This is a genomic window from Pseudomonas sp. Pmew2 (assembly GCF_058129885.1).
Genome location: NZ_CM176702.1, coordinates 2336252 through 2357849, shown reverse-complemented (window position 1 = coordinate 2357849; position 21598 = coordinate 2336252). Strand labels below are relative to the sequence as shown.

The following is a 21598-nucleotide window of genomic DNA, read 5'->3' as shown; positions in this document are numbered from 1 at the left end:
TGAAAATATGCACATAACCTCGAAAAAAGCCGCCCCGACCTGTCGCCCGGCGAGGGGATGCTCTCTATACTAAGCCCTGTTTGTGCACCGCTTTGGCGCATTCAGCCGCAGCGTGCATCCCTACCCACTCTTCATCAAGAGCCGCCGCACAATGAGCCTGTTCTCCGCTGTCGAAATGGCACCCCGCGATCCGATCCTGGGTATCAACGAAGCCTTCAACGCTGACACCCGCACCACCAAGGTCAACCTTGGCGTAGGCGTCTACTGTGATGAAGAGGGGCGCATTCCTCTGCTGCGTGCCGTGGCTGAAGCTGAAAAGATCCGTGTCGCCCAGCACGCGCCGCGCGGTTACCTGCCGATCGACGGCATTGCCGCTTATGACCAGGCCGTGCAAAAACTGCTGCTGGGAGCTGATTCACCGCTGATCGCTTCAGGCCGTGTGCTGACCACTCAATCGGTCGGCGGCACAGGTGCCTTGAAGATCGGTGCCGACTTCCTCAAGCAGCTGCTGCCCAACGCAGTGGTAGCGATCAGCGACCCAAGCTGGGAAAACCACCGCGCACTGTTCGAAACCGCAGGTTTCCCGGTGCAGAACTACCGTTATTACGACGCAGCCACCCACGACGTGAACCGCGCCGGCATGCTTGAAGACCTGCAGAACCTGCCGAACAACTCGATCGTCGTGCTGCACGCCTGCTGCCACAACCCGACTGGCGTCGATCTGAGCCTGGATGACTGGAAAAAAGTGCTGGAAGTGGTAAAGGCCAAGGGCCATGTACCGTTTCTGGACATGGCGTACCAGGGCTTCGGTCAAGGCATTCAGGAAGATGCACTGGCTGTGCGCCTGTTCGCCGAGTCGGGCCTGACCTTCTTCGCCTCCAGCTCGTTTTCCAAGTCGCTGTCGCTGTATGGCGAACGTGTGGGCGCGCTGTCGATCATTACCGAATCGAAAGAAGAAACTGCCCGCGTTCTGTCGCAGGTCAAGCGCGTGATCCGCACCAACTACTCCAACCCGCCGACCCACGGTGCGATCATTTCCGCTGCGGTGCTCAACGACCCGGCACTGCGCGCCCTGTGGGAAGAAGAACTTGGCGAGATGCGCGTGCGCATTCAAGGCATGCGCAAAGCCATGGTCGAGCGCCTGGCCGATAACCCGGCAGGTCAGGACTTCAGCTTTGTCGGCCGTCAGTGCGGCATGTTCTCCTATTCCGGCCTGACCGCCGCACAGGCACAACGCCTGCGCAGCGAATTCGGCATCTACGCGCTGGATACGGGGCGTATCTGCGTGGCGGCGCTGAACCAGAAGAATATTGATGCCGTGTGCGACGCAATCAAGAAAGTGCTGTAACCGCGCTGCCTATATCTTCTGTAGCGAACCTGTTCGCGAAGGCTATATTCCGTTCAATGCATCTCATGCAACTGTACGGCCCCCTTCGCGAACATCGCACCTCCCGTAGCCTCACACAACACCCAATCCTGCATCACCCTCCTTCAGCACCGTTCGGCAACTGAATCGAACGATCCATATGGCTACCTTTCGAAACCCTGTCAGACCATTTTCTGAAACAGATATCGAGGTACGCATGTCCATCGAACCGCAACGTCAGAAAGAACAGCCACCGGGCCACCATACGCCCGCTGACCAGGGCGCAGACCGCAACGACCCGGCCATCGAGCCACAGGTTGCGGACGTAGAACCAGAGACGGAAAAAGGTGGAGGCCAGAATCAGGGCCAAAGCCCTGCTCCCAGCCAGTCTCAGTCTCAAGGCCAAAGCCAAAGCCAAAGCCAGTCATCCGGCGACAGTGCTTACGTGCCCGACCATGAGCCAGAGGAAAAAACCGAAGATCTACGCAATCATCAGCCTACCCAGGGTGTTGACGCCGATATCGATACGCCCGGCGGCTAATCCCGACAGGCAAGCGCATTTGGGCCGCCCGGCCCAAACGCTTCTCCTGCCATGTTCAGCGGCTGCCCTCCTCGCTGATCACCTGCACCTGATACGCTGGATCAGCCTTGATTTGCTGTTCGGTGAACGGCAACTCACTCCACTGCTTTTTCGAAAACGCCTCGGTCTGGTCACTTGAGTGGGCCGACTGCGGGTTGCTCGATTCAGAAAATGCCAGCAGACCTTGCGCTCTGGGCCCCTGCTCATCAAACGTCACGACCTGCAGATAACTGGTGCCGCTGACCACCTCACGCTTGCCGTCCTTGCCAGCGATGGTCTGCATGGCGTTGTAGATGCCGAGCCCGGCCGGGCCACCATGAATCGGAATGGGTTTGCCGCTGAGGCTGGAGACCTGAATGTCGCCCCATTTACTCTCGGGCGAAAGACCGGCCTTGGCCACCTCATCAACCGCCGCAAGCATGGCGGCGCGCAGTGCGCTGGCAACCCGAGGGTTTTCAATGGCCAGCCCGCTTGGCGTGTGGGTCGGGTTCTGCGGGTCGAACACCACGCGCCAGCGCGAGGCAACGCCTTGCATGGATGTCATGATCCGCTGGAAGTACACGAACCCGATACCACTGTTCAGATCAGCGCGTCCGTCCCAGGCTTTCAAGGCGGCGCACAACGGCGTCAGACGCGCTACATCATCACCCAGCTCCGAAGCACAGAACTTCAACAGATCCGGCAGCACTTGCCCGGCCTGATACACCTCGTTGTCCATGACCATCGCTTGCAGATTCTCGGCGCTGACCTTGCCAGCCTGTTGCAGGCTGCCCAGCCGATCCAGCGCAAAGCGCGCACGCTGACCGAGTGGCTGACCGTCCTGGCTGATCAACGGCGAAAATCCCTTCAGTGGTGCCGCGGGATTGACCATCCAGGCAGAGTCATTGGAATGCTGCACAAAGTCGCTACGCAACAGTTGCGGCTGGCGTGAGGACGGATAAATACCCGCCTGAGCCGCCTCCGCGGATATGTCCCAGTTACATTCACTGCGCGAGCCGTCGAGCACGATCAGCTCGGTGCCGATACGCGGGTCACTGCACTTGGCGAGCTTGGCGGCGTCCACGTTCGGTACTACCGAGAGGTTCATGTACAGCGCCTGCCCCTTGGCATCGACCGCCAGGGTATTGACCCACGGAATGCCCTGAATCTTGTGCACCGAATCCTGAAACGCCTTGAGGCTGTCAGCCTTGTCCATCGAATACCACTGCTGTAACACACGGTCGTTTTCCAGGTTGGCGTCACGCAGGCTGAAGGCGAACTTGTCATCCCAGTCCAGCTTGCCCGGCCACTGCACCACCGGGCCGAACTTCGAGGAATAAATGATGCGCGGCACAGCCTTGAGGCTACCGTCCGGCTGCTTCATCTCGACGCTGACTTGCTGCTGGCCCATAGCGATGGATTTTCCATCCAGCAGGTAACGGGTCGAGTCTTTCGGGTCGAGCTGCAAGCGATGCAAGGTGAAGTGTTTCGACGTGTCGACGGTATGGCTCCAGGCCAGATGCCGGTTGAAACCGATATTGATCAGCGGCAGGCCCGGCAATGCGGCGCCCATCACGTCGAGCTTGCCAGGAATGGTCAGGTGCATTTGATAGAAACGCATGCCGCCGCCCCATGGAAAATGCGGGTTGGCCAACAGCATGCCGCGCCCATTGGCGGACAGCTCGTGCCCTACTGCAACGGCATTGCTGCCACGCTCCAGGGCAAAGCGCTGGTTGCGCACAGCGGCCAATTGCAGCGCCTGAACCTGCTGGCTATCAACCTGCAATGGCTTTTGCGCAGAAGGCGGTTTGGCACCCGCCAGTGCCTCAGTGAACTGCCCTACGCCGCCCTCGACCAGCAAGCGGCGAGTCAGGCGCAGCAAATCATCGGTACTGATCGGTCGAACCCAATCGGCTGCGCAAGGCTGCGGCAGACCCTTGGCCTTCTGCTCACCCAGCGAGCGGTTGTAGCCGGCGACATAGCCCTGCATCAACTGGCGAATCTCGGGCGGCTGGGCTTTCCAGAAATCAGCCAGTGCCTCAGGCGTGTTGAGCCACTTGAACAGCAGGTCGCTGGCCATGTTGCTGCGTTGCTCAAGGGTCGCCTTGTCCGGCCCGAAATAGCGTGATCGCTCGCCGTTGACGGTCACAACTTCGTTGGCCAGCAGGCACAGGTTGTCCTGCGCATACGCATAACCGATGCCGTAACCCAGACCGCGCTCATTGGCGGCGACGATATGCGGCACGCCAAAACCGGTACGCCGGATTTCGGCACGGGCAGCCTGATGATCAGCGGCAACCAGGGCCTGGGCAGGCAATATCACCGCGAAAGAAAGACCTGCAAACACAAAACCGCACAGGGGTCTGGAAATAATCACGCTGACTCCAACTCGACAAGACGACCCGAATTAGCCGCTCCCCTTAAACGAAGCGCAGACGCAAAATTTACTCGCGCAATGCAACCCGCAGCCGACGCTAAATTCCCGTCCTCATCCCTCGTTTAAAGGGCAGTTCTATATAAAGGCCCGCTCTGCAGCCGGCGTCCGTCGATCGGTTGATTTTCCCCACCCCAGGAACCTGCATGAAACGCTCTCGCCCTCCTCGACGCGCCCTTCTCGTGGCGCTGTGCCTGTTCCCGGTCATCGCCGTGTGTGCCTGGCAGATCATGCCCGACAGCAAAGGTCATGCAGCGACCGTGACGGTGACCCGCAGCAACATCGAAAACAGCGTGACCGCACTGGGCACCTTGCAGCCGCGCAGCTATGTGGACGTTGGCTCGCAGGCCACCGGGCAGATCATGAAAATCCACGCGCAAGTCGGCGATCAGGTCAAGGAAGGCGACTTGCTGGTCGAAATCGATCCGTCGACACAAAAAGCCAGGCTGGACGCCGCGCGTTACGCGATCGAAAACCTCAAGGCCCAGCTTCAGGAACAGCGGGCGCTGCACGAGCTGGCCGAACAGAAGCAACAACGTCAGAAACGCCTTGCGGCGGGCGGTGCCACGCGTGCCGAAGACGTGCAGGCTGCGGAATCGGAATTTCGTGCCACCCAGGCACGGGTCGACATGTTCAAGGCACAGATCCTGGAAGCTCAGGCGGCGCTGCGCAGTGACGAGGCGGCGCTGGGCTACACGCGCATCTACGCTCCCATGAGCGGCACGGTGGTCGCACTGGATGCACGAGAAGGTCAGACCCTGAACGCGCAACAGCAGACGCCGCTGATTCTGCGCATCGCCCGCTTGTCGCCCATGACCGTCTGGGCCGAAGTCTCGGAGGCTGATATTGGCCATGTCAAACCCGGCATGACGGCCTACTTCACCACTCTCAGCGGTGGCAATCGACGCTGGAGCAGCACGGTGCGGCAAATCCTGCCGGTGCCGCCCAGACCGCTTGATCAAGCCAATCAGGGCGGCGGCAGTCCGAGCAGTGCGCGCAAGAGCGGCGGCGGTCGGGTTGTGCTGTACACCGTGCTGCTGGACGTTGATAACAGCGACCAGGCACTGATGGCAGAAATGACCACACAGATATTCTTCGTCGCCGGCAGCGCGCAGAACACCCTGACCGCCCCGCTCGCAGCCTTGCAGAACGGTCCTCAGGCCGATGTGCAGATCGCGCAGGTGCTGTCCGCCAATGGCGAAGTGCAAAACCGTCAGGTACGCACCGGCATCAGCGACCGCCTGCGCGTGCAGGTGCTCGACGGCCTGAATGAAGGTGATCGCCTGCTGGTGCCGGCTTCTGTCGGCAGCGGGGGCTGAATGCAAACGCCGCTGATCGACCTGCGCGCCATCCGCAAATCCTACGGCGGTGGCGACAGCCCGCTGGTCAACGTTCTGCGTGGCATCGATTTATCGATCCATGCCGGGGAATTCGTAGCGATTGTCGGCGCCTCCGGTTCCGGCAAGTCGACACTGATGAACATCCTCGGCTGCCTCGATCGCCCGACCTCGGGGGAATACCTGTTCGCCGGGGAAAACGTCGCCGAGCTGGGCAGCGACGAACTCGCCTGGCTGCGCCGCGAGGCATTCGGTTTTGTGTTTCAGGGCTACCACCTGATCCCTTCCGGCTCGGCACAGGAAAACGTTGAAATGCCGGCCATCTACGCTGGCACACCCGCCGCAGAGCGCCACGCCCGGGCTGCCGCACTGCTCGACCGGCTGGGCCTGGGGTCGCGCACCGGCAACCGGCCACACCAGCTGTCTGGCGGTCAGCAGCAACGGGTCTCCATTGCCCGCGCCTTGATGAATGGCGGGCATATCATCCTCGCCGACGAACCCACAGGTGCGCTGGACAGCCACAGCGGTGCCGAGGTCATGGCGCTGCTGGACGAACTGGCCAGCCAGGGCCATGTGGTGATCCTGATCACCCATGACCGGGAAGTCGCAGCCCGCGCCAAACGGGTCATCGAGATCAGCGACGGCCTGGTGGTCAGCGACACCGCATGCGATCTGTCTGCGCCACGTTCAGCCAACCCCGCTGCGCTACAGGCCGTCGACCTGCGCAAGCGTCTGAGTGAAGGCAGCGGCAGTCGCGGGGCGTGGAAAGGCGAACTGCTCGACGCGGTTCAGGCCGCGTGGCGGGTGATGTGGATCAACCGCTTTCGTACCGCGCTGACGCTGCTGGGTATCGTCATCGGCGTTGCATCCGTGGTGGTCATGCTGGCGGTCGGTGAAGGCAGCAAGCGCCAGGTCATGGCACAGATGTCCTCGTTCGGCTCCAACATCATTTACCTCAACGGCAAGGCCCCCAACCCGCGTGCGCCCAAGGGCATCATCACGCTTGAAGAGGTCGCGGCGCTGGGCGAGCTGCCCGAGGTAAAAATGATCATGCCGGTCAACGGCGGACAGGCCGGCGTGCGCTACGGCAACGTCGATCATTCCAGTTATGTCGGCGGCAACGACACGCACTTTCCGGCGATCTTCAACTGGCCGGTAGTGGAAGGCAGTTATTTCAGCGAAGCGGATGAGCAAAGTGCTGCCGCCGTGGCAGTGATTGGTTACAAAGTTCGCCAGAAACTGTTCGGCGAGCATACCGACCCTATTGGCCAGTACATCCTGATCGAAAACGTGCCGTTTCAGGTGGTCGGCGTGCTTGAAGAAAAAGGCGCCACTTCCGGTGACCTGGACAGCGACAACCGCATCGCCATTCCCTACTCGGCGGCCAGCATCCGTCTGTTTGGCTCGCAGGACCCCGAGTACATCACCATCGCTACACGCGATGCCAACAACGTCAAACACGCCGAAGAAGCAATACGCAACCTGCTGCAACGCCTGCATAACGGCAAGCAGGATTACGAGCTGACCAACAACGCCGCGATGATCCAGGCTGAAGCACGCACCCAGAACACCCTGTCGCTGATGCTCGGCTCGATTGCGGCGATCTCGTTGCTGGTCGGCGGCATCGGCGTGATGAACATCATGCTCATGACCGTGCGTGAGCGCACCCGTGAAATCGGCATCCGTATGGCCACCGGCGCGCGGCAGAGCGACATCCTGCGGCAGTTCCTCACCGAAGCGGTGATGCTTTCCGTGGTCGGCGGGCTGGCCGGTGTCGTGCTGGCGCTGGGCATGGGCGCAGCCTTGTTGCTGAGCAAGGTGGCGGTTGCGTTCACCGTGCCGGCAGTGGCCGGAGCGTTTGCCTGCGCACTGGTCACCGGCGTGATCTTCGGCTTCATGCCTGCCCGCAAAGCTGCCCGGCTCGACCCGGTTGCGGCCCTTACCAGTGAATGAACAATCAATGAAGCCGAGCCTTTCCCTTTTGACCGTCTGCCTGTTACTGACCGCCTGCAATACCCCGGCTCCGCGCCTGGACAGCGGCATTCAGCCACCTGCACGCTGGGCGTTTGCCCAGATCGCTGCCGCCCAGCGCAGCGACGCCCGCTGGTGGCAGCAGTTCGGCAGCCCGCAATTGAATCGCCTGATCGAACAGGCCAGTCGCGACAGCCACGAAGTCGCTGCAGCAATGGCGCGTGTGCGTCAGGCGCAGGCCAGCGCCATCATTGGCGGTGCACCTTTGCTCCCGGAGCTGGCCTTTGACCTGCGCGGCGAACGCAACAAGTTCGTGCGCAACAGCGACCGCAAGGCCAACCCTTCCGACGACAACAACACCAACAACTTCACCAGCGACCTGACCGCCAGCTATGAAGTGGATTTCTGGGGCGGTATCGCCGCCGGACGCGACAGTGCGCTACAAAGCCTGCGGGCCAGCGAATTCGATCAGGCGACAGTGGAACTGACCCTGCTCGGCAACGTCGCTGACCGCTATGCGCAAACCCTCGCGGCGCGCGAGCAAGGCCGGATTGCCGAGCTGAACCTGGCCAACGCGCAAAGCGTTTTGAGGCTGGTGCAGACCCGTTACGACTCGGGTTCGGCCACTGCACTGGAACTGGCGCAGCAGAAAAACCTGGTCGCGACCCAGCAGCGCGAACTGCCACGCGTTCAGCAACTGGCCAACGAGCAGTTGATCAGCCTGGCAGCGTTGCTCGGCCAGCCGGTACAGAATCTGAACCTCGGTGATCAGGCATTCGCCACCCTGAACTGGCCGGACATCGGCCCCGGTCTGCCCAGCGAACTGCTGACCCGCCGCCCGGATCTGGCCAAAGCCGAAGCTGAACTGGCCGCGGCGCAAGCCAATGTCACGGTGGCGCGCGCTGCCATGCTGCCAAAGCTGACCCTGAGCGCCAGGCTCGGCACCGAAGCCACCCGCGCCGAAGACTGGCTGCGCGCACCGTTCAGCAGCCTGGCTGCCGGTCTGGTCGGGCCGATCTTCAATAATGGCCGTCTGGCTGCCGAGCGCGACAGGGCCACAGCTCGTCAGGAAGAGCTGCTGGAAACCTATCGCGGAGCGATCATCAACAGCTTCGCCGACGTCGAAAAAGCCCTGAACAGCATTCAAGGCCTGGACCAGCAACGCTACTGGCACGAAGAAGAACTCAAACAGGCGCAAACCGCCTTCAACATCGCCCAGAGCCGCTATGAAGAAGGCGCCGAGGACTTACTGACGGTACTGGAAACCCAACGCACGCTGTACCAGGCACAGGACGTGAGCGTGCAGTTACGGCTGGCACGCCTTCAGGCGAGCATCGCGCTGTACAAGGCACTGGGCGGCGGCTGGCAGGTGCGCTGAGCGCACGATCCACTATCGTGCGACGCTCTGCGTTGGTCTGCGCAGATAACTCAATTATCGTGCGACGCTCTGCGTCGCATGCCGTTCGGGACGCTCCGCGTCCTCTTTGCGCAGCAGGGCGTCGCGAACTGCACTCCCAAGCAGGGGCGCTGGGAACGATAACCTCCACTGCCGTCCGTTAGAACCACCTCTCCGGCAACAGATTCCTTGCATACCAAGGCCTGCGCGGCACGCGGCGTAGCAGGTTGCTCAATTTGTCATCCGCCGCAAAGGTAATACGCAGCGCAAGCTTCATGACTTCCGGGTCCATTTCCATGGTCGTGCCTGCCGCCTGCCCGGGCACGGTGCTGCAGCCGTGGGTTTCCGGCCCCAGCCACGGGTCGCTGACTTCAACCCAGCGGCCCGCCGCGAACCACGGCACGCCATTGACTTCCAGGCGCTTCACTTCACCCGGATGAAAGCGCTCGTGGGCGCGGAACCAGTCGTCGATGCGGTCGTCGATCCAGCCGTGAAACATCCAGAACACCGGGTTCACATGCGATGAAAACGGATCGGCGAGAAAGTCGTTTTCCGGCTCGAACCAGCGCTCGGCGAAGTCGTCCGAACGACGCGCCATGGGCACCGGCTGGCCGTTGGCGGGGTCGCGAGCGACGGAGGCCCAACGCATGTGCAACCAGTCGTGCAGTTCCAGCTCAACCTGCGAACCAAACTGCCCCAACGTCAGCTTCGACAGAAAGCGCGGGTCGCGGTACTGCGACTCCCAGACCTGAAAGTGCGTGTGAAACGTCTCTTGGCTTTTGATATCGCTGACCAGTTGCGTGTATTCCTCATCGCCCTGGGCCAGCCAGTTGGGCGGCAGCGAACAACCGTCGTGATTATCGAAATAACGTGCGAAACCCAACCGGTCACGCTCCAGCGCAGGCTGAGGCAACGGAAACCGCGGCCACGACGGCAGGTCCTGAATCTTGCGCGCCTGAATCAGCATGTGCCGGTGCATGTAAAAGAAGTCTTCGCCCGAACCGTTGCGGTCCTTGTGCGGGCCACGCGCATCACGCTCTTTCTCGCGCGGCCCCGGCTGCCAGCCGATACCACGCAGGGCGTTGCGCTTGTCTTCGGGCAGCTTGTGCCATTTGTCCCGAGAGGCATGCCACAGCTGGTGAAACAAGCGATGCTCCTTGGAAACCAGCCAGGCCAGAAACGGCGGACTCAGGCCGACCCGCTCGCGCGCCTCAGGGAACACCTGCTTGATGGCAATCAGGCGGTTTTCCAGCTCCGGCAGGGCCAACGGCCGGTCCAGACGCTCGATACGTCCGCTCAACGTGCCGCTGCCCGCATTGCCGAACGCGCCCCAGACTTCATCAAGGGTCAGGCTGAATTCGTAATCCGGAGTGTCGCTGTGCGGATCATTGCCAGCATGGCCATCCATGACCCGCAGATACAGCTTTGCCGCGTTGGCCGGTTGCAGGTCGCCAATCACCCGGAAGCGTGGCTGTGCGTCGCTGCGCAATTGCTCCGGCGTATCGATATAACCGCGCAGGCCGCGACCGCGCGGGGCAATGTCGAGAAACATTTCCAGACCTTCAAGCGGCGCATCGGCCAGCCCGGCATCACGCCCTTCGAAACGCAGCGTCCATACCCCGCGCAGCTTGTCGGCCAGGCGCTGGGTAGACGTATCTGCGGGCCCGGCCGTGGCCTCGCCCGGTGTCACGGGTTCCTCGACACGGGTGAATTCCCGATGCGCATAATAGGCAGCCGGAACTGCCGCGCCGGTCAGCGCCAGCCCTGCTATGAACCCTCGTCGAGAAATCGTCATTACCCTACCTGTTCCAGCACCGAGACAGCCGTTATCCAAGCTAGAACGTAAACCCGGCAGACAAATTTAGCTCAGCGTCTGAATCCAGGATACGGCGCTAAATTTTTCGCCCATCCGCTCGTTCTCCACCAGATAGCAACAGCCCTTGCAGGCTGCGCAACGGTTAATCTGAACGAGACGGAAATGACAAGACCGCGTTGGAAAAAGGCTCTCTTCATCGGCCTGCCGCTGGCCCTGGCCCTGGCCATCAGTGCAGGCGCGGGTTTTCTGGCCTGGAATTACTGGTCGCCTGCCGGTTACCCGGTCAAGGTCATGAAGCAGGCCGACGACCTGCAAGAGCGGATCATTTCCTTCGACAGCCACATCACCGTGCCGATGAAATTCGGCAGCGAGGGCAATGAAGCCGACAAGGACGGTTCGGGCCAGTTCGATCTGGTGAAAACCGCACGCGGGCGCTTGTCCGGCGCAGCACTGACGGTATTCGGCTGGCCGGAAATCTGGAACGGCGACAATGCCCCGCATCGCCCGACACCCGGCTTTGTCGACGAAGCGCGCCACCAGCAGGAAGTGCGCTACAAGATCATCACCGGCATGGTTCGGGATTTCCCCAATCAGGTCGGCATCGCCTATACCCCCGACGACATGCGCCGCCTGCACGGCGAGGGCAAGTTTGCGATTTTTATCAGCATGCTCAACGCCTACCCGCTGGGCAATGACCTGAGCCTGCTGGACCACTGGACAGCGCGCGGCATGCGCATGTTCGGCTTCAGTTACGTCGGTAATAACAGCTGGGCCGACTCTTCACGCCCCCTGCCCTTTCTAAACGACACGCCCGACGCGCTGGGCGGCCTGTCGGAAATCGGCAAGCAGGCAGTGCAGCGCCTCAACGACCTGGGCGTGATCATTGATGTCTCGCAAATGTCGAGCAAGGCACTGGAGCAGGTCAGCCAGTTGAGCCGTACGCCAATGGTCGCCTCGCACTCGGCCCCGCGTGCGCTGGTGGACATCCCGCGCAACCTCAGCGACGAGGAAATGCAGCTTATCAAGCGCAGTGGCGGCGTGGTGCAGATCGTGGCGTTCCCGGCTTACTTGAAGCCGCTGACCCAGAAGACTCAGGACAAGCTCAACGCCCTGCGCAAGGACTTCGACCTGCCGCCACTGCCCAACCTGGCCATGGCACTGATGCCCGGCGACGCGATTATCACGGTCTGGCCGGAACAGCGCTTCGGTGCCTACGCCAGCAAGCTGTACGCGATCCTTGAAGAAGAGCCCAAGGCCACGGTCAAGGATTTCGTCGACGCCATCGATTACACGGTCAGAAAGATCGGTATCGACCATGTCGGCATCAGCTCTGATTTCAATGATGGCGGCGGCGTAAAAGGCTTCAACGATGTCAGCGAGATTCGCAACGTGACCGCCGAGCTGATCGAGCGCGGTTACGCCGAAGCGGATATCACCAAGCTCTGGGGCGGCAATTTCCTGCGCGTCTGGGAGCAGGTGCAGGCTTCGGCGCGTCCGGATGCGAAACAAACCAACCTCTCGAATGCCGCTAGCCGAACATCAGGCGCAACCGCTCATGACTGACCGCAGAACCTTCCTCAAACAGGCCGGAGTGCTGGCCGCAGCATTACCACTGGGCTCTGGCCTTGCGTCAACGGCAATGGCGTCCGCACCTGTACCGACATCCACAGACAAATGGGTGCGCTTGAAACAGCTGTTCAATCAGGACCCGGATTACGTCCACCTTTCCAACTTTCTGGTCACCTCGCACCCCACTCCGGTTCGCGAGGCCATCGAACAGCATCGCGCGCGCATCGACCGCAACCCCGGACTGGCGATGGACTGGGACCTGGGGGAAACCGAGCGCCGCGAACATGAAGTTCGCGTCTGGGCGGGCAAGTACCTGAATGCCCAGCCTGGCCAGATCGCCCTCACCGGCAGCACCACCGAAGGGCTGGCGATCATCTACGGCGGTCTGCATGTGCGCCCGGATCAGGAGATCCTGACCACCGAGCACGAGCATTCCTGCACCCGCGACATCCTCAAATTCCGCCAGCAGCGCGAAGGCACACAGGTGCGCAAGATTCGCCTGTTCAAAGACCCGGCGACCGTGTCGGCGGACGAAATCATCGGCTCCATTGCGCGCAGTATTCAACCGAAGACGCGAGTGCTGGGCATGACCTGGGTGCAGTCCGGCAGTGGTGTGAAATTGCCTATCGGGGCCATCGGCGATCTGGTCGAGGAACACAACCGCAACCGTGACGACAAAGACCGCATTCTGTATGTGGTCGACGGCGTACACGGGTTTGGCGTCGAGAACCTGGATTTCCCGGACATGAAGTGCGACTTCTATGTCGCCGGCACTCACAAGTGGATGTTCGGCCCGCGCGGTACAGGCATTGTCTGCGCCCGCTCGGAGCAGGTCAAAGACCTCACCCCACTGATCCCGACGTTCTCGGAAGCCACCGGTTTCAGCACGATCATGACGCCCGGCGGCTATCACTCGTTCGAACACCGCTGGGCACTGAACGAGGCGTTCAAGCTGCACCTGCAACTGGGCAAAGCCGACGTGCAGGCGCGCATTCACGAGCTTAACAGCTACCTCAAGCAGCGCCTCAAGGCGCAGCCCAACGTCGAACTGGTGACACCGATGGACCCAGCACTGTCGGCGGGTTTCAGTTTCTTCCGGCTCAAGGGCCAGGAAAGTGACGAGGTGGCCGCCTGGCTGATGAAACAACGCATGGTCGTGGACGCCGTGAGCCGCGATGTCGGCCCGGTGGTGCGCACCGCGCCGGGATTGCTGAACAGCGAGGCCGAAATCGATCGATTCATGGCACTGCTCAGCCAGCGCAACTGACGTGCACGCACTGAATCCACTGTTTTCCGTTTTCTATCGAGACCCGTCATGAAAAAAACACTGCTGCCCCTTTCCGCTTTGCTCGGCCTGTTGCTCTGCGGCACCACCCTCGCCGCCACGCCTGCGGCGGTGCCCGCGCCCGGAAAAGTGTTCAAGGACTGCAAGGATTGCCCGGAAATGGTCGTGCTGCCTGCGGGCACTTTCACCATGGGTGCGCCCGAAGAGGAATTGGGTCGCCAGCCGGACGAAGGCCCGCTGCACGACGTGACCTTCGCCAAACCGTTCGCCATCAGCCGTTTTCAGGTGCTGAGCGGCGAGTGGAATGCCTATATCAAGAGCTCCGGCTACAAGATGCCGGATGGCGATACCCGTCCAGGCCGCGAGTGCAAGGCCGGCAAGCCACGCTACCCGCTGACGGCGCGCCAGCCCGCCGTGTGCATGGACTGGAACGAAGCCAAGGCCTATGTCGAATGGCTGTCGAAGAAGACCGGCAAGTCCTATCACATGGTCAGCGAAGCGCAGCGCGAATACGCGGCACGTGGCGACAGCAAGGGCTCTTTCCCGTTCCCGATGTACGAAGGCAAGCCTTACAGCATCGCCAAACACGCCAACACCTACGGCCCGGAAGACGGCTTCAGCTACACCGCACCCGCTGGCAGCTACAGCCCCAACGATTTCGGCATTTACGACGCCCACGGCAATATCTACGAATGGACCGCCGATTGCGAGACCAGCAACTACAACGGCGCACCCACTGACGGCAGCGCGTGGCTGGCCGGCGATTGCACCTGGAAAATGATTCGCGGCAATGACTGGACTGAAGCGCCGATCTTCTCCCGCTCCGGCAACCGCAACAGCCGTCAGCCGGATGTACGCGGCGACTGGCTGGGTTTCCGGGTCGCCCGCGACCTGTAACGGACTTCATGCGCGCCTGCGGCCTGCGACAGACGCGGGCCGCACTCACGGACACTGACGAGACACACCATGACCCGCAAAACTGAAAGCCTCGCCCGGGAAACCCTGAGAATCCTCAAGCCCTTCTGGTGGCTGGTGGCGCTGTCGACCGTGCTGGGTATTGTCAGCGGTCTGAGCGTCACCGGCCTGCTGGCCACCATCAACAATGCGATGAACATGCCCGGCGGCCCGGACACGCAGACCGCGCTGCTGTTCGCCGGGTTGTGTGTGCTGACCCTGGCCTGCTCGACACTGTCCAACCTGTCGACCAACTACGTTGGCCAGCGCGTGGTCGCCAACCTGCGCCGTGAGCTGGCTGCCAAGGTGCTGGTGGCACCCATCGAGCAACTGGAGCGTTATCGCTCGCACCGTCTGATTCCGGTGCTGCTCAACGACGTCAACACCATCAGCACCTTCGCCCTGTCGGTCGCACCGATGGTCATCTCGTTCACCGTCACCCTGGGCTGCCTGACCTATCTGGCACTGCTGTCCTGGCAGATTCTGGCGCTGACCGTGCTCACCGTGGTGCTCGGCACCGGCGCGCAGTACCTGGCCCATGCGTACGGCATGCGTAGCATTCTGGCGGCGCGCAACAGCGAAGACGAATTGCAGAAGCACTATCAGGCGCTGTCTGCGGGTGCCAAGGAGCTGCGCATTCAGCGCAAGCGTCGCCAGCACATGCTCGACGAGAAGATTCACGGTGCCACCGAGCACATCTGCCGCTCGAACATTCGCGCCGCCAATATTTTCGTCAGCGCGGAAACCTTCGGTTCGATGCTGTTCTTTGCCGTGATCGGCATCGCCATCGCCTTCCAGGCCATGTGGCCGACCACTGAAAAAACCGTGCTGGGCGGCTTCGTGCTGGTGATGCTGTACATGAAAGGCCCGCTGGAACGCCTGATCACAGCCCTGCCCGGCATCAGCCGCGCGCAGATCGCCATGCGCCGTATCGCCGAACTGTCGTGGAAGTTTTCCAACCCCGAACCCCACTTGCTGGTCAGCGACCGCCCCAATTCGCTGGCCAATATGCAAACCCTGGAACTGCACAACCTGCGCTATGACTACCCTCCGGTCGAGGGCAGCGACGCCTTTCATCTCGGCCCGGTCGATTTGAGCATCAAACAGGGCGATATCGTGTTCATCGTCGGCGAAAACGGCTGTGGCAAGACCACGTTGATCAAGCTGCTGCTGGGTCTGTACACGCCGCAACAGGGCGAAATCCGCCTCAATGGGCAGACCGTCACCCCGGAAAACCTGGATGACTACCGCCAGTTATTCACTACGATCTTTGCCGATTACTACCTGTTTGATGAGCCGTTGCAGGGGCAGGCCGCGCTGCCGCAAGACGCCGGCAAATACCTGGAGCGGCTGGACATCGCGCACAAGGTCAGCATAAAGGACGGTGCCTTCACCACCACCGACCTGTCGACCGGTCAGCGCAAGCGTCTGGCACTGATCAACGCGTGGCTGGACGAGCGTCAGGTGCTGGTCTTCGACGAGTGGGCTGCCGATCAGGACCCGGCGTTCCGGCGCGTGTTCTACACCGAACTGCTGCCGGAGCTGAAGCAGCAAGGCAAGACCATCATCGTCATCTCCCATGACGACCGCTATTTCTACATCGCCGACCAACTGGTGCGCATGCAGACCGGGCAGATTCAGGTCGAGCAGGTGCAGAACGACACTTACGAAAAAACCATTCCGGCCTGATTCATCCACGCCTCGAAAGCCCCGCCCGGCCAGTCCGCGAGCGGGGCTTTTTGTTACCCGGCGAAGCCATACCGGCCCCAGCCAGATAGCCAAGCGCCATCTTTTTTCCGGAATTGTGAAAAATTCATTAAATAAACGTTATTCGCTTTCGTTCTCATTAACAGCGAATTGCGTGCACAGCCATCTCCCACGCAGCGCCTTATAAAAAAGTTGCTCACGCCTGCCCCGTCGACGGCTGAACCCGACTGCGCAGACCTGAACAACGCTCTCAATCTCCTTGCCGATACCCACTGGAAAGAGCCAATTCATGCACAACCCGTCACGACTTACCCCGCTCAGCAAAGCGTTGATGCTCAGTCAGATGTTCCGCTCCCGGCCATCCATGGCGGCCATGGGCCTTGCGCTCTGTATGCCGGTGGCCAGCCAGGCACAGGAAACCGCCGCAGACGGTTCGACCACCACGGGCACGGTCGACCTGGCCCCGACCGCGATCGACTCGCAGTACCTGGGCACCGCCACTGACGGCACTGGCTCTTACACCACCGGCGCGGTAAGTATCGGCAAGGGCGCGCCACAGTCGCTGCGTGAAACACCGCAGTCTGTAAGCGTGGTGACTCGGCAAGTCATGGATGACAACAACCTCAACAGCCTGAGCAAGGTTCTGGAAGACACTCCGGGGATCACCTTCCAGTACCGTAACTTCGGCGGTCACGTGTATACCTCGCGCGGCTTCTCGCTGCTGGCGGAGAGCTTTCTGGTCGACGGCATTGGCGGCCAGGGCTATCAGATCACCGGCTGGATGCAGCCGGACATGGCCATCTATGACCGTGTGGAAGTATTGCGCGGCGCGTCTGGCCTGCTGGTAGGTGCCGGTCAGCCCGGTGGCGCGGTCAATCTGGTGCGCAAACGCCCGACCGCCGACAACAAATTTTCGATCACCACTCGCGCAGGTTCGTGGGATCAGTACCGCGTCGATCTGGATGGCAGCGGCAAGCTCAACGATTCGGGTACGCTGCGCGGGCGCATGGTCGCGGCTTACGATGACAGCGGTTCGTACCTGGATGGGCGCGACAGCCGCACCCCGCTGCTGTACGGCATCGTCGAAGCCGACCTGAGCGATGACACCACGCTGACCATGAGCCTGCGTCGCCAGGAACAGGTCATCAATGGCTACTCGATCTACGGCCTGCCGCGCTACAGCAACGGCCAGTCGCTGAACCTGTCGCGCTCGACCAATCTGGCGCAGAAGTGGAACCGTCTTGAAAGCGACATGACCGAGGTCTTTACCGAAGTCGCGCATCGCTTCAATGAGGACTGGACCAGCCGCACGTCGCTTACTTACTCGCAGGGCGGTTTTGATCAGAACATTGCCTACGCACGAGGCGCAGTAAACCCAACGACGCTGGCGGGCTCCAATTTTCAGGGCACACTGTTTCGCAAGGACGAGGTCGACAGCGTCGGTCTGAACAGTCAACTTGAAGGTAACTTCAACGCGTTCGGCCTTGAGCATCAGGTAACCCTGGGGGCTGACTGGTCAAAGCAGGACGCCAACACGCATCAGGCGACCGTGACGAGACGCACCGCAGTCAACGTCTTTGATGTCGACCAGAGCGCTTTCGCCAAACCGGTCCGTCCGGCCTGGACCACCGACATCGACACCACCGAAGAACGCGCAGGCCTGTACGCCAACACGCGTATTCACCTGAGCGAGCCGTTGAGCGTGGTTCTGGGCAGCCGCCTGAGCTGGTATGACTACAAGTACGACGTCAAAACCGGCGCAGCCAACAGTTACGAATCCAAGCAGACTCAGGAATTCACCCCGTTCGCCGGCCTGATCTACGACATCAACGACAACTGGTCGTGGTACGCCAGCTATGCCGACATCTTCACGCCACAAGCCAACTACGTAACCGCAGGCGGCTCGCCGCTGGACCCGGCCATCGGTCCCAACTACGAAACTGGCTTCAAGGGTGAACTGTTCGACAAGCGCATGAACCTGTCGATGGCGCTGTTCTACATCAAACAGAAAGATGTCGCCGCGCTGGACGTGAACACTACTCAGACCTGCCCGACCAGCTCCGACGGCTCCTGCTACCTGCAGGACGGCATCAGCCGCAGCAAGGGTGTCGACGTCGAAGCCAGCGGTGAAGTGTTGCCAGGCCTGCAAGTGTTCGGCGGCTATACCTTCAACATGCTGCGTAACAATGGCGATGCAGATGTAGCCTACGAAACACCGAAACACATGCTGCGCCTCAACACCAGCTACAACCTGCCGGGCGCATGGAACCGCCTGACCCTGGGCACCGGCGTGTCGGCAGATTCGGGCTATGAAGTGCCGTCCAACAAACAGCTGGGCGTTTCTGGCAAGGCCATCTGGGATGCGCGAGCCTCTTGGAAACTGGACGAGAACTGGAAGGTGTCGCTCAACGCCGAAAACCTCTTCGACCGCAAGTACTACAGCACCTCGATCGCCACCGACCGCTCCAACGTCTACGGCGAACCGCGCAGCTATGTCCTGACCTTGCGGGGGGATTTCTGATCTGAGTCCAGGCTTTTGATTCTGGCCGAAGGCCGTGGGAGCGAGCCGGGCGACGCTTCGTTTGTTCGCGAAGAAGTCAGTATGTTCTCCGAAAATGCATTGTCTGAACGACCGTCTTCGCGAACAAGTTCGCTCCCACAGGGATTTGCATTTATCCTGCACCCTCGATTTCAATGAGCCATCCTTCCCATGCCAACACCCTTCAGCCGTCTGCGCACAGGCCGCGTGAAAACGCTTGGCTTGCGTCTGGGCGGGCTGGTGCTGGCATTGGCTTTTCAGGGCGAGGCACTGGCTGAAGAGTTCGACTTCGATATCCCCGCACAACCCTTGAACAGCGCCCTTAAAGAGCTGGGGCGCCAGGGCGACCTGCAAATTCTTTACAACCCCGATGATGTGAACGGCAAGTTCAGCAGCCCGGTGCACGGCAGGTTGACGCCTGAACAGGCGGTCGCGGATCTGCTGAAACAGGCTGGTGTAACGCACAACCTCGAGGCCGACACCCTGACCCTCGGCAGCGCGGCGTCAGCGCAACCCATGAACCTTGGGCCAGTGGCGATCAAGGGCGACCCGTTCGGTATCACCACCGAGGGCAGCGGCTCGTATGCGGCGACCGGCGTGAGCATCAACAAGGCATCACAATCGCTGCGCGAAACCCCGCAATCGGTCACGGTCATGACCCGTCAGTTGATGAACGACAAAAACCTCAACGGCCTCGACGAGGTGATGGCGCAGACGCCTGGCATCACCTTTTCGCAACGCAACTTTGGCTCTCATGTGTTCAGCTCGCGGGGCTTCGCGCTGGAAGACGAGAGCTACACCATCAATGGCGTTGCCGGTCAGGGTTACAGCGTGACCGGCTGGATGACCCCGGACACGGAGATCTACGACCGCGTTGAAGTGCTGCGCGGTGCTGCCGGGCTGTTGATCGGCGCGGGCAACCCCGGTGGCGCGGTCAATCTGGTGCGCAAGCGGCCGACCGCCTTACCGCAGTTCTCGATCACCACCCGCGCCGGCAGTTGGGACCAGTACCGGGTCGATCTGGATGGCAGCAGCAAGCTCAACGACTCGGGCAGCGTGCGCGGGCGTTTTGTCACGTCTTACGAAGACCGTGGATACTACATCGACGGCCTGAAAAAGACTGCGCCGCTGTTGTACGGCATTCTGGAAACCGACCTGAGCGAAGACACCACGCTCACGCTGGGCCTGCGCCATCAAAGCGCGGATACCCACGGCTATTCGATTTTCGGCCTGCCCCGCTACAGCAACGGCAAAGCGATTGATCTGCCGCGTTCCACCTCCTTGGCCCAGGACTGGAACCGTCATCAGACCCGCACCGACGAGGTGTTCAGCGAACTGGAAACCCGCTTTGACGAGAACTGGAGCGGCACACTGTCTGCCACTCACTCCGATGGGGCTTTCGATCAGAAAGTCGCGTACGCACAAGGCGCCATAGACCCTGCGACCCAGAGCGGTTCACGACTGGTCAGAACCCTGTTTCGCTCGGACACGCTGCAAAGCGACGGTTTCGACAGCCATCTGGACGGTCGTTTCGACGCCTTTGGCCTGACCCACCAGTTGACCATCGGCGGCAACTGGTCTGAGCAAAAACGTGATTCGCGCTATGCCACCGTCAACAGCAATCGGCCGCTGGACATCTTCAATCCCGATCACGACGCGATTGCTGAACCTGCTCGTCCAGCCTGGCGCAGCACCGACTACAGCGACAAGCGTTATGGCGTTTACAGCAACCTGCGCCTGAGCCTGACCGAGTCGTTGAGCCTGGTCATGGGCGGCCGGGTCAGCTGGTATGACTATCAGAGCCAGTCCGCAGGCGTGACTACTCGCGCTCAGGAGGAAAACCAGGTCACGCCGTTCGTTGGCGTGATCTACGATCTGAACCGAGACTGGTCGTGGTACGCCAGCTACACCGATATCTTCCTGCCGCAGAGCGGTTATCGAACGGCATCCGGCGCATTTCTTGACCCGGCCATCGGTGCCAGCCATGAAACCGGCATCAAGGGCGAGTTGTTCGACAAGCGCCTGAACGTGTCTTTCGCGCTGTTCTATGTGAAACAGAAAGACGTGGCGGTCGAGGACGATGCCAATGCGGGCCAGTGCCTGAGCAACGACGCTTACGGCACCTGCTATGTGAATGGCGACATCCGGCGCAGCAAGGGTATCGACATGGAGATCAGCGGTGAGCCGTTACCGGGCTTGCAGACCCTCGCCGGTTACACCTTCAACCTCACGCGCGGCAGCGACGGGAAATCGATTTCAGCAGAAACACCCCGGCACATGCTGCGCTTGTCCAGCAGCTACAACCTGCCCGGCACCTGGCGTCGACTGACCGTCGGCGGCGGTGTGTCGGCGCAAAGCGGCTACTCGGAGCACGAGTCGACCCAGCCCATCGACAACCCTGGCCGCGCCATCTGGGACGCACGCGCCTCATGGAAGATCGACGAACACTGGTCGGTGGCCCTCAACGGCAACAACCTGCTGGATCGCAAATACTACAAGGCAACCGGCGACATCGACCGCGGCAACTACTACGGCGACCCGCGCAACTACGTCCTGACGTTGCGCGGCGATTTTTAGAAGCCCGCGCTCGCGTCTTACAATCAAGATCGGACGCAGAGCGTCCAGAACTGCATGCGACGCGGAGCGCCGCACGATAGCTGGGATT

General features: G+C 61.2%; 13 protein-coding genes. 11 read left to right on the top strand and 2 right to left on the bottom strand.

Annotation, left to right across the window (positions count from 1 at the left end):
- The first annotated feature begins 151 nt into the window (after positions 1-151).
- Together AC4ANK_RS10660 and AC4ANK_RS10655 are read left to right on the top strand one after the other, a co-directional pair.
- The gene (locus AC4ANK_RS10660; protein ID WP_002552946.1) at positions 152-1348 is read left to right on the top strand and encodes an amino acid aminotransferase; all 1197 of its coding nucleotides are present in this window, start codon (positions 152-154) and stop codon (positions 1346-1348) included.
- 235 nt (positions 1349-1583) lie between these two features.
- Positions 1584-1907 carry a hypothetical protein gene (locus tag AC4ANK_RS10655; protein WP_002552945.1) on the top strand — a complete coding sequence of 108 codons (324 nt, stop codon included), beginning with the start codon at positions 1584-1586 and terminating at the stop codon, positions 1905-1907.
- 55 nt (positions 1908-1962) lie between these two features.
- Here AC4ANK_RS10655 and pvdQ read toward each other — a convergent pair whose 3' ends face one another.
- The gene (gene pvdQ / locus AC4ANK_RS10650) at positions 1963-4302 is read right to left on the bottom strand and encodes a bifunctional acylase PvdQ (RefSeq protein ID WP_044423753.1); all 2340 of its coding nucleotides are present in this window, start codon (positions 4300-4302) and stop codon (positions 1963-1965) included.
- 203 nt (positions 4303-4505) lie between these two features.
- Between pvdQ and AC4ANK_RS10645 the strand changes: the two genes are divergently transcribed.
- The 3 genes from AC4ANK_RS10645 to AC4ANK_RS10635 are packed head-to-tail and all read left to right on the top strand — an operon-like array spanning position 4506 to position 9045.
- Entirely contained in the window at positions 4506-5678 is a 1173-nt protein-coding gene (locus tag AC4ANK_RS10645; protein WP_002552942.1) for an efflux RND transporter periplasmic adaptor subunit, read from the top strand.
- Positions 5679-7649, top strand: coding sequence for a MacB family efflux pump subunit (locus AC4ANK_RS10640; protein WP_002552941.1), 1971 nt, complete (start codon positions 5679-5681; stop codon positions 7647-7649).
- A 7-nt stretch (positions 7650-7656) separates the two neighbouring features.
- On the top strand, positions 7657-9045 hold the full coding sequence (locus AC4ANK_RS10635; RefSeq protein WP_002552940.1) for an efflux transporter outer membrane subunit: 1389 nt from the start codon (positions 7657-7659) through the stop codon (positions 9043-9045).
- A gap of 178 nt (positions 9046-9223) precedes the next feature.
- Here the strand turns inward: AC4ANK_RS10635 and pvdP are convergent, their stop codons facing one another.
- A complete protein-coding gene (gene pvdP, locus AC4ANK_RS10630) occupies positions 9224-10858 on the bottom strand; it encodes a pyoverdine maturation tyrosinase PvdP (protein WP_460382989.1) in 1635 nt (544 codons plus the stop codon).
- A gap of 183 nt (positions 10859-11041) precedes the next feature.
- Here pvdP and pvdM point away from each other — a divergent pair, with 183 nt between their 5' ends.
- The 6 genes from pvdM to AC4ANK_RS10600 all read left to right on the top strand — a co-directional run bounded on the left by pvdM (position 11042) and on the right by AC4ANK_RS10600 (position 21510).
- Positions 11042-12442 carry a pyoverdine-tailoring dipeptidase-like protein PvdM gene (pvdM, locus tag AC4ANK_RS10625; RefSeq protein WP_002552938.1) on the top strand — a complete coding sequence of 467 codons (1401 nt, stop codon included), beginning with the start codon at positions 11042-11044 and terminating at the stop codon, positions 12440-12442.
- Positions 12435-13715, top strand: coding sequence for a pyoverdine-tailoring periplasmic protein PvdN (gene pvdN / locus AC4ANK_RS10620; protein WP_031594917.1), 1281 nt, complete (start codon positions 12435-12437; stop codon positions 13713-13715). The genes pvdM and pvdN overlap by 8 nt, the downstream gene beginning before the upstream one ends.
- A 48-nt stretch (positions 13716-13763) precedes the next feature.
- Positions 13764-14630, top strand: a complete 867-nt coding sequence (pvdO, locus tag AC4ANK_RS10615) for a dihydropyoverdine dehydrogenase (protein ID WP_002552936.1) — start codon at positions 13764-13766, stop codon at positions 14628-14630.
- A gap of 69 nt (positions 14631-14699) precedes the next feature.
- Positions 14700-16376, top strand: coding sequence for a cyclic peptide export ABC transporter (locus AC4ANK_RS10610; protein ID WP_002552935.1), 1677 nt, complete (start codon positions 14700-14702; stop codon positions 16374-16376).
- A 307-nt stretch (positions 16377-16683) separates the two neighbouring features.
- A complete protein-coding gene (locus AC4ANK_RS10605; protein WP_460382992.1) occupies positions 16684-18915 on the top strand; it encodes a TonB-dependent siderophore receptor in 2232 nt (743 codons plus the stop codon).
- Between the two features lie 189 nt (positions 18916-19104).
- Entirely contained in the window at positions 19105-21510 is a 2406-nt protein-coding gene (locus AC4ANK_RS10600) for a TonB-dependent siderophore receptor (RefSeq protein ID WP_002552933.1), read from the top strand.
- Positions 21511-21598 lie beyond the last annotated feature (88 nt).

What these genes read in the sequence shown, in the direction of transcription:
- AC4ANK_RS10610 (WP_002552935.1), top strand. Translation starts at nt 14,700, where the DNA reads ATGACCCGCAAAACTGAAAGCCTCGCCCGGGAAACCCTGAGAATCCTC.
- AC4ANK_RS10635 (WP_002552940.1), top strand. Translation starts at nt 7,657, where the DNA reads ATGAAGCCGAGCCTTTCCCTTTTGACCGTCTGCCTGTTACTGACCGCC.
- pvdO (WP_002552936.1), top strand. Translation starts at nt 13,764, where the DNA reads ATGAAAAAAACACTGCTGCCCCTTTCCGCTTTGCTCGGCCTGTTGCTC.
- AC4ANK_RS10660 (WP_002552946.1), top strand. Translation starts at nt 152, where the DNA reads ATGAGCCTGTTCTCCGCTGTCGAAATGGCACCCCGCGATCCGATCCTG.
- AC4ANK_RS10645 (WP_002552942.1), top strand. Translation starts at nt 4,506, where the DNA reads ATGAAACGCTCTCGCCCTCCTCGACGCGCCCTTCTCGTGGCGCTGTGC.
- pvdP (WP_460382989.1), bottom strand. Translation starts at nt 10,858, where the DNA reads ATGACGATTTCTCGACGAGGGTTCATAGCAGGGCTGGCGCTGACCGGC.
- pvdM (WP_002552938.1), top strand. Translation starts at nt 11,042, where the DNA reads ATGACAAGACCGCGTTGGAAAAAGGCTCTCTTCATCGGCCTGCCGCTG.
- AC4ANK_RS10640 (WP_002552941.1), top strand. Translation starts at nt 5,679, where the DNA reads ATGCAAACGCCGCTGATCGACCTGCGCGCCATCCGCAAATCCTACGGC.
- pvdN (WP_031594917.1), top strand. Translation starts at nt 12,435, where the DNA reads ATGACTGACCGCAGAACCTTCCTCAAACAGGCCGGAGTGCTGGCCGCA.
- AC4ANK_RS10600 (WP_002552933.1), top strand. Translation starts at nt 19,105, where the DNA reads ATGCCAACACCCTTCAGCCGTCTGCGCACAGGCCGCGTGAAAACGCTT.
- AC4ANK_RS10605 (WP_460382992.1), top strand. Translation starts at nt 16,684, where the DNA reads ATGCACAACCCGTCACGACTTACCCCGCTCAGCAAAGCGTTGATGCTC.
- AC4ANK_RS10655 (WP_002552945.1), top strand. Translation starts at nt 1,584, where the DNA reads ATGTCCATCGAACCGCAACGTCAGAAAGAACAGCCACCGGGCCACCAT.